At 68.9% G+C, this 15601-nt stretch carries 9 protein-coding genes; 5 read left to right on the forward strand and 4 right to left on the reverse strand.

From position 1 onward, the window contains the following. The first annotated feature begins 77 nt into the window (after positions 1–77). Positions 78–752 (forward strand): metal-dependent hydrolase, encoded by a 675-nt coding sequence (locus tag STH_RS15705; RefSeq protein ID WP_011197273.1) that lies wholly within the window; start codon positions 78–80, stop codon positions 750–752. A gap of 99 nt (positions 753–851) precedes the next feature. Here the strand turns inward: STH_RS15705 and STH_RS15710 are convergent, their stop codons facing one another. From STH_RS15710 to STH_RS19820, 3 genes are all read right to left on the reverse strand, one after another. Beyond that, a complete protein-coding gene (locus STH_RS15710) occupies positions 852–1751 on the reverse strand; it encodes a DegV family protein (RefSeq protein WP_011197274.1) in 900 nt (299 codons plus the stop codon). A gap of 176 nt (positions 1752–1927) precedes the next feature. Then, the gene (locus STH_RS15715) at positions 1928–2593 is read right to left on the reverse strand and encodes a response regulator (protein ID WP_011197275.1); all 666 of its coding nucleotides are present in this window, start codon (positions 2591–2593) and stop codon (positions 1928–1930) included. 13 nt (positions 2594–2606) lie between these two features. Then, on the reverse strand, positions 2607–4676 hold the full coding sequence (locus STH_RS19820) for a sensor histidine kinase (RefSeq protein ID WP_011197276.1): 2070 nt from the start codon (positions 4674–4676) through the stop codon (positions 2607–2609). Positions 4677–4932: 256 nt separating this feature from the next. On the opposite strand from STH_RS19820, the gene acnA reads away from it, so the two are divergent. After that, a complete protein-coding gene (gene acnA, locus STH_RS15725; RefSeq protein ID WP_011197277.1) occupies positions 4933–7605 on the forward strand; it encodes an aconitate hydratase AcnA in 2673 nt (890 codons plus the stop codon). 1273 nt (positions 7606–8878) lie between these two features. Here the strand turns inward: acnA and STH_RS15730 are convergent. Further along, positions 8879–9214, reverse strand: coding sequence for a hypothetical protein (locus tag STH_RS15730; protein ID WP_043714354.1), 336 nt, complete (start codon positions 9212–9214; stop codon positions 8879–8881). Between the two features lie 159 nt (positions 9215–9373). Here STH_RS15730 and STH_RS15735 point away from each other — a divergent pair, with 159 nt between their 5' ends. The 3 genes from STH_RS15735 to nifJ all read left to right on the forward strand — a co-directional run bounded on the left by STH_RS15735 (position 9374) and on the right by nifJ (position 15458). Then, positions 9374–10072 (forward strand): DUF2161 domain-containing phosphodiesterase, encoded by a 699-nt coding sequence (locus tag STH_RS15735; protein ID WP_043714356.1) that lies wholly within the window; start codon positions 9374–9376, stop codon positions 10070–10072. Between the two features lie 45 nt (positions 10073–10117). Next, positions 10118–11725, forward strand: coding sequence for a gamma-glutamyltransferase family protein (locus STH_RS15740; RefSeq protein WP_011197279.1), 1608 nt, complete (start codon positions 10118–10120; stop codon positions 11723–11725). A gap of 181 nt (positions 11726–11906) precedes the next feature. Continuing rightward, positions 11907–15458 (forward strand): pyruvate:ferredoxin (flavodoxin) oxidoreductase, encoded by a 3552-nt coding sequence (gene nifJ, locus STH_RS15745; RefSeq protein WP_011197280.1) that lies wholly within the window; start codon positions 11907–11909, stop codon positions 15456–15458. The last annotated feature ends 143 nt before the right edge of the window (positions 15459–15601 follow it).

Below are 15601 nucleotides of genomic sequence, written 5' to 3' on the forward strand. Positions count from 1 at the left end.
ATCCCCTGCTTCCGGCGCCCGGGAAGCGCCGCGGGCAGGTTGCCATACCAGACCATGCGCGTGAGGGAGGCGGTCGTATGCAGATTCGGTACCTGGGACACTCGGCATTCGAGATCACGGACGGGAAGTGGAACCTGCTGATCGATCCGTTCATCACGGGCAATCCGGCCTGCCCGGTGAAGGCGGAGGAGCTGCACCCGCAGTACATCCTGGTCACCCACCTGCACGATGACCACGTGGGCGACACGGTGGCCATCGCCAAGCGCACCGGCGCAACGGTGATCACCAGCTTCGAAGGCGGGCAGGCCCTCGCCGCGCAGGGCGTGAAGGTGGCCGACATGGCCCTGGGCGGGAAGCGCCGGTTCGACTTCGGCCTGGTCCGGGTCACCCTGGCCTTCCACGGCTTCGGCCCCACCGGCGGCCACGCCTGCGGGTTCGTGATCCACATCGGCGGCAAGCGCATCTACCACGCGGGGGACACCGCGCTCTTCAGCGACATGAAACTGCTCAACGGCGTCATCGAGGAGCCCGGCATCGACGTGGCCATGCTGCCCATCGGCGACAACTACACCATGGGTCCGGAAGACGCCGCCGTCGCGGTGGAGTGGATCCGGCCCAAGGTGGTCATCCCCATGCACTGGGGCACGTTCCCGGTGCTGGTGCAGGACGCGTCCGGTTTCGCGGCGCGGGTGCGGGAGACCGGCGCCTCGCAGCCCGTCGTCCTCCGGCCCGGCGAGACCTACACCCTGTAAAGCTGCGCCCGGCACGCGCACGAAGCGGCCGCCCCGGGAAGGGGCGGCCGTTTCCGTCTGACCCGTTGTCCGCCTGACGGCTGTTGGCGGGGCGCCCGCTCAGTCCGCCGCGGCCGCGTCCCGCCCGACGAAGGGGAGTTCGCCGGGGAAGTATGCCACGCCGATGGCGTCGGGCCCCACGTGGGCGCCGAGGCTCGGATTGACGTGCAGGTGGTGGAACCAGACGACCTCGAGCCGGCTTCGGAGCAGGGACACCAGGTGGGCCACCTGGTCGGGGCAGTGGCCCTCCAGGACCACGAGGCTCACCTGGCCCCCTTCGCCCACGTCCTCGATAATGCGGTGTGCGATCGTCTCCACGGCCCGGCGGAACGACCGGGCCTTGCCGGCCGCAATGTACGTGCCCGTCGATTTGTCCACGGTGACGATGGGCCGGATGCCCAGCAGTCCGCCCACGGCGGCCGAGACGCGGCCGATGCGCCCGCCCTTGCGCAGGTAGTCAAGCTTGTCCAGCGTGAAGTACAGGTGCGAGCTCGCGTTGACCGCCTCGATCACCTCGCGGATCTCCGCGATGGACCGCCCCTGCTCGGCCATCTCGGCGGCGACGAGCACCTGGAGGGCCATCTCACCCGAAAGCGTCCGGGTGTCCACCAGGGTGATGTCCAGTTCGGGCACCAGCGCCCGCGCCGCGCTCGCGGCGTTGTACGAGCCCGAGAGCCCGCAGGAGAGATGCAGCGACAGGATGGGCAGCCCCGCCTCAGCCGCCCGCCGGTACGCGGTGACGTAGTCGCCCACGGCGGGCTGGGACGTCGTCGGGAACTCGCCCCGCTCCCTCAGCCGCTGGTAGAAAGCGGCCGGGGTCATGTCGACGCCGCTCTGGTAGCTCTCGTCCCCGAAATTGACGGTCAGCGGAACAATATGCAGGCCGTACTGCTCGATCAGAGCCTCCGGCAGATCGACTCCTCCATCTACCACCAGGGTGCAGGAGCGATTATGCGTCATCGTGGATCCTCCTCACCGGGCTGCAGCCGCCGGAGCGGCGGCCCGCCCGCGTCTCCACTCAGCGTACCTTCTCCCGGGCGGCGGCGCATCTGCCCACGGGTCCGATCGCAGGGCAGAGTTTGGGCGCCGCGGTGTGCGGCGCCTCTGCCCAAAGGGATAGTCCGGCTTGTCCCCGACTAGACCAGGTTGAGTTCCTGAGCCAGCAGGATCGCGTGCACCCGGTCCCGCGCCCCGAGTTTGGCGAAGATGGAGCGCACGTGATGCTTTACAGTACCCTGGCCGATGAAGAGCTTCTCCGCGATATCCTGGTTGGAGGCGCCTGAGGCCATCAGGCGCAGGACCTCGGTCTCCCGCTCGGTGAGCGGCTCGACCAGCGGCCGCGCTTTCGGCCGGCTGGCGGCCATGGAGGAGAGCCGGCTGAACTCCTTCAGGACGCGGGTGGTAATCTGCGGCTGCAGCAGCGACTCCCCCGCGGCCACGGTGCGGATCGCCTGCGAGAGCTCGTCGTACTCGGCGTCCTTCAGCAGGTACCCGCGCGCGCCGGCGGCCAGCCCTTCGAAGATGTACTCGTCGTCGTCGAAGGTGGTCAGGATGATGACCCCCGCGGCGGTGCCGCTGCGGACCAGCTCCCGCGTCGCCGTGACACCGTCCATCCCCGGCATGCGCACGTCCATCAGGATCACGTCCGGTTTCAGCTCGGCCGCCATCCGCAGGGCCTCCTCGCCGCTCGACGCCTCGCCGACCACCTCCATGTCCGGGTTGCGGTTCAGCAACGCGGCGAGCCCCCGCCTGAGCAGGGACTGGTCGTCCACGATCATGATGCGGATCTTCCGTCCGTCCATGGGGCTCCCTCCATCAGAGACCGATCGGCAGGCTCAATGATACCTGAAAGCCGCCATCACTGCGCGGGCCTGCATCAAACTCCCCGTTGAGCGCCTGCGCCCGCTCCCTGAGACCCACCAGGCCGAAGCCGGACCGGACCGCCTCCGCACGGTCGCTCCGCCCGAGGTCGTCGTTGACGACCCGGAGCGTCACCCGGTCGGGCAGCCGGGTGAGGGTAATCTCGACGCGGGTGGGCCGCGCGTGCTTCTGGATGTTGGTGAGGCTTTCCTGCACGGTGCGGAACACGGTCATGCGCGCCGCCGCCGGCAGGTCGCCGCCCTCGCCGTCCACCCGGAGGATCACCGGTGTACCCGTGGTCTGCATCCAGCGGGTCACCAGGTCCTGGATCGCCCTGGGCAACGGCCGGTCGAAGCGGTCCAGGGTCTCCACCATCTCCGCGCTGGAGCGCATGGCGGCCCGGATCACCTCCAGCGCCCGGCGCACGTGTGCGGCAGCCGCCTCCGGCTCCTCGCCGGCCAGGGCCTCCGCGTTCTGCAGCTCCACGATCACCGCCGTCAGGTGGTGGCCCAGCCCGTCGTGGATCTCCCGGGCCATGCGCACCCGCTCCCGGGCGATGGCCATCCGCCTGGCCTCCACCAGCCTGGCCTCCAGCTGCCGGTTCACCTCGCGCAGCTGTTGTGCGTAGAGCATGGACCGGGTGCGGGCCTCCAGCTGGAGCCGGGTCATCTGCGCCATGACCGCGGCGAAGAAGTAGGTGACGCCGAAGGCCACGGTCAGGGAAAGGGGCGGGACGGCCCCTCCCCCGCCGATCAGCACGAGGGAGGCGCCGGTGAGCAGCGTCGGGAAGGCCACGGCCGCCACGACGCCCCGCGATCCGCCCGGCATCAGGAAGACCATCTGGGCGGACACGACGAGGAAGAGCTGGTTCATCAGCGGCTCGCCGGTTGTCCAGACCAGCAGGAGGATCAGCGCGGCCTGGGCCACGACGAAGAAGGCGCGCCAGGCATACGGGACGGGGCTTACCGACGCCCCCGCGTAGGCCCCCAGCAGCAGGATTGTGAGCAGCAGCACCCGCCACCAGTGCGGGTCGCCGGCCACCCAGTGTGCGACCAGCATGACCCCGGCGGTGACCGCCAGCACCCCGGCGTTCCAGACGTGGTAGACCCGGATCGGATCCGTGAGCTTCAGCGGCGCCTGCGGGTCCGGGGGGCCTGCAAACCGGCCGGGGGTGTCCGCCTCGTCCAGCTCCGCCCCCTCCTCGCCCGGGCGCAGGGTGCGGACGGCCGACCGCACCTCCCCCAACACGGCCTTGGCCTCCAGCCGCGCCTCCCTGACGGCCGCGTAATCGAGTTGTCCGGCGGCCAGCATGTCCCGGAGCCGGCCCTCCAGCGCGGAGAGGCGGGAGACCAGGCCGGCGTGGATGGTCCGGGCCAGCCGCTCCCTCTCCTCGCTCTCCGCCCGGTGCTCCACCGTGCGGTCGTACTCCCGGAGCACCTCGTGCCGCTGATTCACGCCATCCAGCAGCTGCCGGGCCAGCTGGCTCTCCCGCTCCTGCTGCAGCATGGTCAGCGTGACCAGGGCGGCGAACACCAGGTAGAGCAGGTACATGCCGATGCTGACGACCATGCTCGCCCCGGGCACGCCGGGGGGCGTGATGGCGAGGTACAGCGCCAGCCAGAGGGCGGCCAGGGTGCCCACAAACGGCGCCCACCGTCGGACGGGGATCAGGTAGACCGCCTGGACGGCGACCACCGCGAAGAGAAAGCGGGTGAGCCCGCCGTCCAGCGCGTAGATGGCCGCCACGAGCAGGGCCTGGGCCAGCAGGTAGAGCTCGTGCCGGATCCCCCTGCTCCAGCCGGGCGCCACCGGACGGATGCGCGACCAGACCGCCAGGTACGCCCAGCTGAGCCCGACCCCGGCAAGCCGCGCCCAGACAACCCTTGCTGCCGCCTCCCCGGAGAGCCACGAGAGCACCGGCAGGAAAGCCAGCATCAGGGCCGCAAACAGGTTCACGGGATGGGGATAGCCCGTTCGGAACAGCTGGTCGAGCCTGCGCACGATCCGCCCCTGTATCGCTTCCATATCCTTATTGTATACCCCTCTGGCCTTCTGCACTATCCGCGCCGTTGCCCACCCCGCCACCTTATACCGTCATAACGACCCGTCATAGGCCTGTCGATTTACGGCTTCGAAAGATTGTTCTAGAATAGAGCCGACGGGAATTGGATTCTCTCTGATATGCTACCGAATATCTAAACTTCTCATGGTCCCAACGGCGGTGCCCGCCGGAGGCGTTCCGCGGATCGCCAATACTGCCATACGGAAAAGAGGTGCTCAGATGTCTCGCACGGATCCGTTCAAGGCCAAGTCGACCTTCGACACCGGTTCGGGGACGGCGGTCATCTACCGTCTGTCGGCGCTGGAGCAGGCGGGGCTCGTGAAGCTCGACCGGCTGCCCTTCTCGGTGCGCATCCTGCTGGAGAACCTGCTGCGCAACCTGGACGGCTACCTGGTCACGGAGGAAGACGTGCGGACGCTCGCCGCCTGGAACCCCCGCGAGCTGCCCCGGAAGGAGATCCCGTTCATCCCCTCCCGGGTCGTGCTGCAGGACTTCACCGGCGTGCCGGTGGTCGCGGACCTCGCCGCGATGCGGGACGCCATGGTGAAGCTGGGCGGCCGCCCCGAACAGATCAACCCGCTGGTCCCGGTGGACCTGGTCATCGACCACTCGGTGCAGGTCGACGCCTTCGCCGTGGACTGGGCCTACAAGTTCAACGTCGAGCTGGAGTTCAAGCGGAACCGGGAGCGCTACGTCTTCCTGAAGTGGGCGCAGAAGGCCTTCCGCAACTTCCGCGCCGTGCCGCCGGGCATGGGCATCGTCCACCAGGTGAACCTGGAGTACCTCTCCCCCTGCGTCGCCCTGCGCGAGATCGACGGCGAGCTGGTCGCCCTGCCCGACACCGTGGTAGGCACCGACTCCCACACCACGATGATCAACGGCCTGGGCGTGCTGGGCTGGGGCGTGGGCGGCATCGAGGCCGAGGCGGCCATGCTGGGCCAGCCCTCCTACATGCTGGTGCCCGAGGTCGTCGGCTTTAAGCTGACCGGCCGCCTGCCCGAAGGGGCCACGGCCACCGACCTGGTGCTGACCGTCACCCAGATGCTGCGGCAGAAGGGCGTCGTCGAGAAGTTCGTCGAGTTCTACGGCCCGGGCCTGTCCAGCCTCTCGCTGGCCGACCGGGCGACCATCGCCAACATGGCCCCCGAGTACGGCGCAACCATGGGCTTCTTCCCGGTCGACGAGATCACCCTGGACTACCTGCGCCAGACCGGCCGCGACGAGAAGCACGTGGAGATGGTCCGTCGCTACCTGCAGGAGCAGGGGCTCTTCCGCACTGACGCGACGCCCGACCCCGAGTTCACCGACACCCTGGAGCTGGACCTCTCGACGGTGGAGCCCTCGCTGGCCGGCCCGCGGCGCCCGCAGGACCGGGTGCAGCTGAGCGGCGTCCGGACCACCTTCCACAAGAACTTCGACGAGCAGATCAAGAAGGGCGGCGGGGTCGCGGTGGCCACCAAGACCGGCGTCCAGCACGGTTCCGTGGTGATTGCCGCCATCACGTCCTGCACCAACACCTCCAACCCCGCCGTGATGATCGGCGCGGGCCTGGTCGCCCAGAAGGCCGTCGCCAAGGGGCTTGCGCGCAAGCCCTGGGTGAAGACCTCGCTGGCCCCCGGCTCCCGCGTGGTAACCGACTACCTGAAGGCCTCCGGCCTGATGGAGCCGCTGGAGGCGCTGGGCTTCCACGTGGTGGGCTACGGCTGCACCACCTGCATCGGCAACTCCGGCAGCCTGCCTGAAGACGTCGCGAAGGACGTCACCGAGAACGACCTGGTGGTCGCGGCCGTCATCTCGGGCAACCGCAACTTCGAGGGCCGCGTCAACCCGCTGGTCAAGGCCAACTTCCTGGCCTCGCCCATGCTGGTCGTCGCCTACGCGCTGGCCGGCACGGTGGACATCGACCTCAGGACCGATCCCGTCGGCCACGACCCCGAGGGCAACCCGGTCTACCTGAAGGACATCTGGCCTACCAACGCGGAGATTCAGGCCGCGATCGCCAAGGCCATCACGCCGGAGATGTTCAAGCAGGAGTACGCCAGGGTCTTTGACGGCGATGAGAACTGGCAGCAGTTGGAAGCCCCCGAAGGCGAGCTGTTCCAGTGGGATCCTGACTCCACCTACATCCAGCAGCCGCCGTACTTCAAGGACATGCAGCTGACCCCGCCGCCGGTGAAGGACATCGAGGGGGCCCGGGTGCTCGCGCTGCTGGGCGACTCCATCACCACCGACCACATCTCCCCGGCCGGCGCCATTGCCATGGGCAGCCCTGCGGCCAAGTACCTGATGGAGCACGGCGTCGATCCCGTCGACTTCAACTCGTACGGCTCCCGCCGCGGCAACCACGAGGTGATGCAGCGCGGCACCTTCGCCAACATCCGGCTGCGCAACGCCCTGGCGGACGGCAAGGAGGGCGGCTACACCAAGTACCTGCCCACAGGCGAGATCATGCCCATCTGGGACGCGGCCGTCAAGTACATGGAGGCGGGCACGCCGCTGGTGGTCATCGCCGGCAAGGACTACGGCATGGGCTCCTCCCGCGACTGGGCGGCCAAGGGCGTGATGCTCCAGGGCGTGAAGGCCGTCATCGCCGAGAGCTTCGAGCGCATCCACCGCTCCAACCTGATCGGCATGGGCGTGCTCCCGCTGCAGTTCCAGGAGGGCGAGAACGCCGCCTCCCTTGGCCTCGACGGCACGGAGGAGTACACGATCACCGGCATCAGCGGCGAGCTGACCCCGCGCCAGACCTTCGCGGTGACTGCCCGCAAGGCCGACGGCCGGGAGATCCGGTTCGACGTCACCTCCCGCCTCGACACCGCCGTCGAGATCGAGTACTACAAGAACGGCGGCGTGTTGCAGACGGTGCTGCGGCGCCTCGCGACGGAGAAGTAGGCGGGGCCTGCAGTGACCGGTCAGGCTGCCCAGTGAGCGGTGTTCGGCCCACCCGGCTCGTTCACGGCCGGAACGGCTGACGTGGCCGGTGATGCGGCGTCTGGCACTGGACCTCCAGGTCCGTGCAGACCACCGGCGGAACGGTAGGTTACGCCCAACGCCGTGTGCGGTCCGCTCATGGGGCACCGAGCACCAAGTGCCAGAGGAAGGTACAGGGGCTGTCCCGAAAGCAGATGACTCTGCTTGGGACAGCCCCGTCTGCTTGCTACCGGGTTGGGTGTTTCAGGAAGCGCCCCGACGATCGCGTGGGATCCGGTGCAGGGTTGGCCGGAACCAAGTCCTGGCCAAGGCGGGGGCTTCTCTCCGGGGCAGATGGTAGGCAAGCGCAAGCCGGCCGATCTCTAAGTCCCCTGCACAGACTGCCGGCGGAGCTACGGCCTCGAACCGGGGATTCGAGGGGGCACGGATGACCATGAGGAGGCGGAATGTGCACTGGGCAGCGGGAAGCGAGTGCACATTCCGCCTCGAACTGGCGGTTCGAGGGGGAACAGTTGGCGGTGAGAGGGCGAAATGTGCACTGCGCGGCGGGGGGCAGGTGCACATTCCGCCTTGAACTGGAGGTCTGAGGGGAAACAGTTGCCGGCGAGAAGGCGAAATGTGCACTGCGCTGTGGGGGGCGGGTGCACATTCCGCCTTGAACTGGAGGTCTGAGTGGAAACAGTTGCCGGTGAGAAGGCGAACTGTGCACTGTGCGGCGGGGGGCAGGTGCACATTCCGCCTCGAACTGGCGGTTCGAGGGGGAACAGTTGGCGGTGAGAGGGCGAAATGTGCACTGCGCGGCGGGGGGCAGGTGCACATTCCGCCTCGAACTGGAGGTCTGAGGGGAAACAGTTGCCGGCGAGAAGGCGAAATGTGCACTGCGCTGTGGGGGGCGGGTGCACATTCCGCCTTGAACTGGAGGTCTGAGTGGAAACAGTTGCCGGTGAGAAGGCGAAATGTGCACTGTGCGGCGGGGGGCAGGTGCACATTCCGCCTCGAACTGAGGATTTCGAAGGAAAACGGTGCTGGTGCCCTGCCGCGGGCACCGCCTCATGCCCTGCCCCGCGCCGAGATGGCGGTGCTGTTCGCTAACCTGTACGGTTTGCCCGGGCGCTGGGGTGCGCCGGCGATCGCCGTGCCCGCGCGCCGCACTGTGCGCTGGAAGCAGCTCACGGGGGCAGGTCGGACTGAGCCGACCTGCCCCCGCATCGCGCCGGCGAGCCCTCCGTGAATCTCAGCAGCAGATCGGCACGCCCCAGACCGCCGGGACCCCGGTGATGAAGGGCTTGCCGAACGGGCTGATCACCGGAGCTGCCGGGAACGGGAAGACCGCGCCGGTGGCGGGAACGCCGAAGGGGTACGTAACGGGGAAGACGACAGGCGCCGTCGGGGTGGGCAGCGGCACGGCCACCCCCGCGGTGACCGGCGCCGCCACCGGCGTGGCCAGCGGCTTGCCGAAGGTGGTCGGCGCCGGCAGGGGGATGCCCTTGCCCACCGGCGTCCAGGTCTTGGTCACCAGCGGCGGCGAGGGACAGGTGATCCCGGGAATCGGAAAGCCTCCGAAGAACACGCGCATACCTCCTGAAGGGCGAGACGGCTGATGACTTCACTCCCTTTATGCTATGCCCCGCCGTCCCGTGCGGTCCCGACCGCGCCGACGGGCAGGATTCGGCGCACCGCTGACGGAATCTCGCAGGAGGACGTCCGCCCTGAAGGAGGTGCTGCCCCGTTGGCCGAACGCGCCGAACGCGACCTGTATGAGCCCGTGAAGTCCCTGCTGGAGGGGCTCGGCTTCACCGTGCGAGGCGAGGTGAACGGCTGCGACCTGGCGGCGGTGCGCGGGGATGACCTGGTGATCGTCGAGCTGAAGCGGACCGTAAACCTCGACCTGCTCCTCCAGGCCGTCGACCGGCTCCGCCTGACCGATCTCGTCTACGTCGCGGTGGAGGCGCCCCGCCGCGCCCGGGGCCGGCGCTGGACCCAGATCCAGCACCTGTGCCGCCGCCTGGGCCTGGGCCTGATGGTCGTGCGCTTCACCGGCGGTGGACCGGCGGCCGCGGTCCTCTTCGACCCGGAGCCCTGGCGTCCCCGCCCCCGATCCCGGCAGCGGGCGGCGCTGCTGCGCGAGGTTGCCCGGCGTTCCGGAGACTACAACGTGGGCGGGTCGACCCGCTCGCCCCTGATCACCGCCTACCGGGAGGAGGCCCTCCGCATCGCGGCCTACCTCCGGGAACAGGGCCCGTCCGCCGTGCGCACGATCCGGGCAGCCACCGGCGTAGAGGCTGCGGCGCCGATTCTGCAGCGGAACTATTACGGATGGTATGAACGCACCGCACGCGGCGTATACCGGCTCACGCCCGCCGGGGAGGAGGCCCTGCGCACCTACGCCCACGTCGTGTCCCGGCTGGGCGGCAGGCCGCCGGCCTGAGGCCGGATCCGCTATGGAAAACTTCCATGTCGAGGGGGATGGCGCATGCGCTTCGATCCGCTGGATTATCCGTACCCTTCCCGCCGCAACTGCGTGTACGCGGCCCGGGGCATGGTTGCGACCTCGCAGCCGCTGGCCGCGCAGGCGGGGCTGACCGTCCTGCAGCAGGGCGGCAACGCGGTCGATGCGGCCGTCGCCGCCGCCGCGGCGCTCACGGTGGTCGAGCCCACGTCCAACGGCATCGGCTCCGACGCCTTCGCCCTGGTCTGGGCCGGCGGGCAACTCCACGGCCTCAACAGCAGCGGGCCCGCCCCGCGCAAGCTGACCCTTGAGAGCCTGAACCGGGCGGGGCTGAGCGAGATGCCCCGCTACGGGCTCGCGCCGGCGATGGTGCCCGGTGCGCCGGCCGCCTGGGTGGAGCTGAACCGCCGGTTCGGCCGGCTGCCCCTCGCACAGGTCCTGGCCCCGGCGGTCGAGTACGCGGAGCGCGGCTACCCTGTCTCGCCCACCTTGGGCCGGAACTGGGAGGCGGCTTACGAGAACTACCGGCGGAACCTCGCCGGAGAGGAGTTCCGCCCCTGGTTCGACACCTTCGCCCCCGCGGGACGGGCGCCGGCGATCGGAGAGATCTGGCGCTCCCCCGGCCACGCCCGCACCCTCCGGCTGATCGCCGAGACCGCCGGAGAGGCGTTCTACCGGGGCGAGCTCGCCGAGCGCATCGCCGCCTTCGCCCGGCGCCACGGCGGCTTCCTCGACCTGGAGGATCTGGCATCGTTCCGGCCCGAATGGGTGCAGCCCCTGCATGTCCGTTACCGCGGCTACGATGTGTGGGAACTGCCGCCCAACGGACAGGGGCTGGTGGCCCTGATGGCCCTGAACATCCTGAAGGGGTTCTCCTTCGGCTCCCGTGAGGAACCGGAGGCCTATCACCTGCAGATCGAGGCGATCAAGCTGGCGTTCGCGGACGGCCTCCGCTATATTGCCGATCCGCAGTCGATGGACGTCACGCCCGAAGAGCTGCTTTCGGACGCCTACGCCGAGGAGCGGCGCAGGCTGATCGGCCGCACCGCGCTCGAGCCCGCGCCCGGGCGGCCGCCGAAGGGCGGGACGGTGTACCTCGCCGCCGCGGACGCCGAGGGCAACATGGTGTCCTACATCCAGTCCAACTACATGGGGTTCGGCTGCGGCATCGTCATCCCCGAGACGGGCATCGCCCTCAACAACCGGGGCCACACCTTCCGGCTCGACCCCGCCCATCCCAACTGCCTCGCCCCGGGCAGGCGGCCGTACAACACCATCATCCCCGGCTTCCTCACCCGCGACGGCCAGGCCGTGGGCCCGTTCGGCGTCATGGGCGGGTTCATGCAGCCCCAGGGCCACGTGCAGGTGATCGTGAACGCCATCGACTTCGGCATGAATCCCCAGGCCTGCCTGGACGCCCCCCGCTGGCGATGGGTGGAGGGGCGAACCGTCGAGATGGAGCACGCCGTCCCGGAACACATCGCGGACGCGCTGGCGCGCCGGGGCCACGCCGTGCGCTGGGCGCTGGGTTCCGGCGGATTCGGCCGCGGACAGATCATCTGGCGGCAGGACAGCGGCGTGCTGGTCGGCGCGACGGAGCCACGGACGGACGGCCACGTCGCGGCGTGGTAGCCGGCACTCGGTCTATGGCCCTAGTGTGCTGCAACTCTCCCTCCGTACTTTGGCCCATCCGGGGAGCGCGAAATGGAGACTTTGTTGCCCTGTTAGGCCAAAGTCCGTGCACGTTACAATAATGTAGGTTAGGCAGCACGACGGCTGCAAGCGGTGCAGCCTGTGATAGGAGTGTGAGACGATGCCCAGGAAAGTAACCATCGACGGCAACGAGGCTGCAGCTTACGTTGCGTACCGCACCAACGAAGTCATCGCCATCTACCCGATCACGCCGTCGTCCCCCATGGGCGAGTTCGCCGACGCGTGGGCCGCGGCCGGTATCAAGAATCTGTGGGGCACGGTCCCGCAGGTTCAGGAGATGCAGTCGGAGGGCGGCGCCGCCGGTGCGATCCACGGCGCGCTGCAGGCCGGCGCCCTGGCGACCACCTTCACCGCATCCCAGGGTCTGCTCCTCATGATCCCCAACATGTACAAGATCGCCGGCGAGCTGACCCCGACCGTGTTCCACATCGCGGCCCGGGCCATCGCCACCCAGGGCCTCTCCATCTTCGGCGACCACTCCGACGTCATGGCGGCCCGCCAGACCGGATGGGCGATGCTCTTCAGCAACAACGTCCAGGAGGTCATGGACTTCGCCCTGATCGCCCAGGCCGCCACCCTGAAGGCGCGCGTCCCCTTCGTGCACGCGTTCGACGGCTTCCGCACCTCCCATGAGGTCCAGAAGATCGAGTTGCTGCCCGACGAGGTCATCCGGGCCATGATCGACGACGAGCTGGTCAAGGCCCACCGGGAGCGGGCCCTCACGCCGGACCGGCCGGTCATGCGCGGCACCGCCCAGAACTCGGACGTCTACTTCCAGGCCCGTGAGGTCTCGAACCCCTACTACCTGGCCACGCCGGGCATCGTGCAGGCGTGCATGGACCAGCTGGCCGAGCTCACCGGCCGCCGGTACCACCTGTTCGACTACGTCGGCGCCCCGGACGCGGACCGGGTCATCGTGCTCATGGGTTCGGGCGCCGAGGCCGTCGAGGAGACCGTGGAGTACCTGAACGCCCGCGGCGAGAAGGTCGGCCTGATCAAGGTCCGCCTCTTCCGGCCGTTCGCGGCGGACGCCCTGCTGAAGGCCATCCCCGAGAGCGTGCGGGCCATCGCCGTCCTCGACCGGACCAAGGAGCCCGGCTCGGCCGGTGAGCCGCTCTACCAGGACGTGCTGACCGCCCTGTCCACCGCGGTCATAAACGGCGAGCGGTCCAGCCTGCCCATCGTCGTCGGCGGCCGCTACGGCTTGGGCTCGAAGGAGTTCACGCCGGCCATGATCAAGGGCATCTTCGACGAACTGAAGAAGGACCGGCCCAAGAACCGGTTCACCGTCGGGATCGTCGACGATCTCACCCACACCCACATCGAGTACGACCCCAACTTCTCCACCGAGGCCGACGACGTCCACCGGGCCGTGTTCTGGGGCCTGGGTTCCGACGGCACGGTCGGGGCGAACAAGAACTCCATCAAGATCATCGGCGAGGAGACGGACTTCTATGCCCAGGGCTACTTCGTCTATGACTCGAAGAAGTCCGGCGGCATCACCATCTCCCACCTGCGCTTCGGCCCGCGGCCGATCAAGTCCACCTACCAGATCCAGAAGGCCAACTTCGTGGCGATCCACCAGTTCGTGTTCCTGTACAAGTACCCGGTGCTGGACGCCGCGACGCCGGGGGCGACGGTGCTCCTGAACTCGCCGTACCCGGCGGACGAGGTGTGGAACCACCTGCCGCGGTCCTTCCAGCAGCAGGTGGTGGAGAAGGGGCTGAAGCTCTGGGCCATCGACGCCGACAACGTCGCCCGGCAGACGGGCATGGGCCGGCGCATCAACACCATCATGCAGACCTGCTTCTTCGCCATCTCCGGCGTGCTGCCCAAGGACGAGGCGATCGCCAAGATCAAGAAGGCGATCGAGAAGACCTACAGCAGCAAGGGCGAGACGGTGGTGCAGAAGAACTTCGCCGCCGTCGACGCCGCCCTGGCCCACCTGCACGAGGTGAAGATCGGCGAGGTCACCTCCACCTTCGACCTGCGGCCGCCGGTTCCGCCCGAGGCGCCGGAGTTCGTCCAGAAGGTGACGGCCGAGATGATCGCCAACCGCGGCGACCTGCTGCCCACCTCGCTGATCCCTGCCGACGGCACCTACCCGACCGCCACCACCCAGTGGGAGAAGCGGTCCATCGGCCTCGAGGTGCCCGTTTGGGATCCGGACGTCTGCATCCAGTGCGGCAAGTGCGTACTCGTGTGCCCGCACGCCGTCATCCGGGCCAAGGTGGCGGACGAAGCGGACCTGGCCTCGGCTCCCGAGGGCTTCAAGCACATGCCGGCCCGCTTCCGCGAGCTGCCGGGCAAGCGGTACACCATCCAGGTCTCCATCGAGGACTGCACCGGCTGCGCCCTGTGCGTCGAGGCCTGCCCCGCCAAGAGCAAGCAGGATCCGTCCCACAAGGCCATCAACATGACCGACGTCGAGGCCGCCCGGGCGCAGGCCCAGGGCCACTGGGACTTCTTCCTCTCCCTGCCGGACATCAGCGAGACGCAGATCCCGTTCAACAACGTCCGCAACGTGCAGCTGGCCCGGCCGCTGTTCGAGTTCTCCGGCGCCTGCGCGGGCTGCGGCGAGACCCCGTACCTGAAGCTGATCTCCCAGCTGTTCGGCGACCGGGCGCTCATCGCCAACGCCACCGGCTGCTCCTCGATCTACGGCGGCAACCTGCCGACCACCCCGTGGGCGAAGAACAACGAGGGCCGCGGCCCGGCCTGGTCCAACTCGCTGTTCGAGGACAATGCCGAATTCGGCCTGGGCATGCGGCTGGCCGTCGACAAGCAGGCCGCCATGGCCGCCGAGCTGGTCGACGCCCTGCGTGACCAGATCGGCGCCGACCTGGCCGACGCCCTGCTGAGCGCCGACCAGTCCACCACCGCCGGCATCGAGGCGCAGCGGGAGCGGGTGGCCGAGCTGAAGAAGCGGCTGGCCGCCATCGCCGACCCGCGGGCGGAGCAGCTCGCGGCGATCGCCGACTACCTGGTCAAGAAGTCGGTCTGGATCGTCGGCGGCGACGGTTGGGCCTACGACATCGGCTTCGGCGGCCTCGACCACGTCCTCGCCTCGGGTAAGAACGTCAACATCCTGGTGCTCGACACCGAGGTGTACTCCAACACCGGCGGCCAGGCCTCCAAGTCGACGCCGCTGGGCGCGGTGGCCAAGTTCGCGGCCGGCGGCAAGCCGGTGGGCAAGAAGGACCTGGGCATGATCGCCATGCAGTACGGCAACGTCTACGTCGCCCAGGTGGCGATGGGCTACAACGACGCCCAGGTGATCCGGGCCATCCGCGAGGCCGAGTCCTACGACGGCCCGTCGATCATCATCGCCTACAGCCACTGCATCGCCCACGGCATCGACATGGCCAAGGGTCTCGTCCAGCAGAAGCTGGCCGTCGAGTCCGGTCACTGGCCCGTCTACCGCTACGACCCGCGCCTGGTGGCCGAGGGCAAGAACCCGTTCCAGCTGGATTGCCCGGCGCCGAAGGTGTCGCTGGAGGAGTATATCTACAACGAGACCCGGTATGCGCAGCTCCGCAAGTTCAATCCGGAGGCCGCGCAGGAGCTCCTCCGGTCGGCCCAGGAGGCCGTCGAGACCAGGTGGCGCCGGTACGAGCACCTGGCCCGGATGGAAGTCACCTCGGCAGACTAGGGACACAAGCCCCTGGCCGCAGCGAACCTACAGCAGTGAGAAGGAGCAGGGCGTGTGCTCACGCCCTGCTCCTCTTGTTGTCTTCCGGCCGCCATGTCGGCGCAGCCCCGGCGTTTACCGGGTGCCTGCCGGAAGCGCAGCTC

This window comes from Symbiobacterium thermophilum IAM 14863 (genome assembly GCF_000009905.1).
In the GTDB taxonomy this organism is placed as follows: domain Bacteria; phylum Bacillota; class Sulfobacillia; order Symbiobacteriales; family Symbiobacteriaceae; genus Symbiobacterium; species Symbiobacterium thermophilum.

What these genes read in the sequence shown, in the direction of transcription:
- STH_RS15705 (WP_011197273.1), top strand. Translation starts at nt 78, where the DNA reads ATGCAGATTCGGTACCTGGGACACTCGGCATTCGAGATCACGGACGGG.
- STH_RS15710 (WP_011197274.1), bottom strand. Translation starts at nt 1,751, where the DNA reads ATGACGCATAATCGCTCCTGCACCCTGGTGGTAGATGGAGGAGTCGAT.
- STH_RS15715 (WP_011197275.1), bottom strand. Translation starts at nt 2,593, where the DNA reads ATGGACGGACGGAAGATCCGCATCATGATCGTGGACGACCAGTCCCTG.
- STH_RS19820 (WP_011197276.1), bottom strand. Translation starts at nt 4,676, where the DNA reads ATGGAAGCGATACAGGGGCGGATCGTGCGCAGGCTCGACCAGCTGTTC.
- acnA (WP_011197277.1), top strand. Translation starts at nt 4,933, where the DNA reads ATGTCTCGCACGGATCCGTTCAAGGCCAAGTCGACCTTCGACACCGGT.
- STH_RS15740 (WP_011197279.1), top strand. Translation starts at nt 10,118, where the DNA reads ATGCGCTTCGATCCGCTGGATTATCCGTACCCTTCCCGCCGCAACTGC.
- nifJ (WP_011197280.1), top strand. Translation starts at nt 11,907, where the DNA reads ATGCCCAGGAAAGTAACCATCGACGGCAACGAGGCTGCAGCTTACGTT.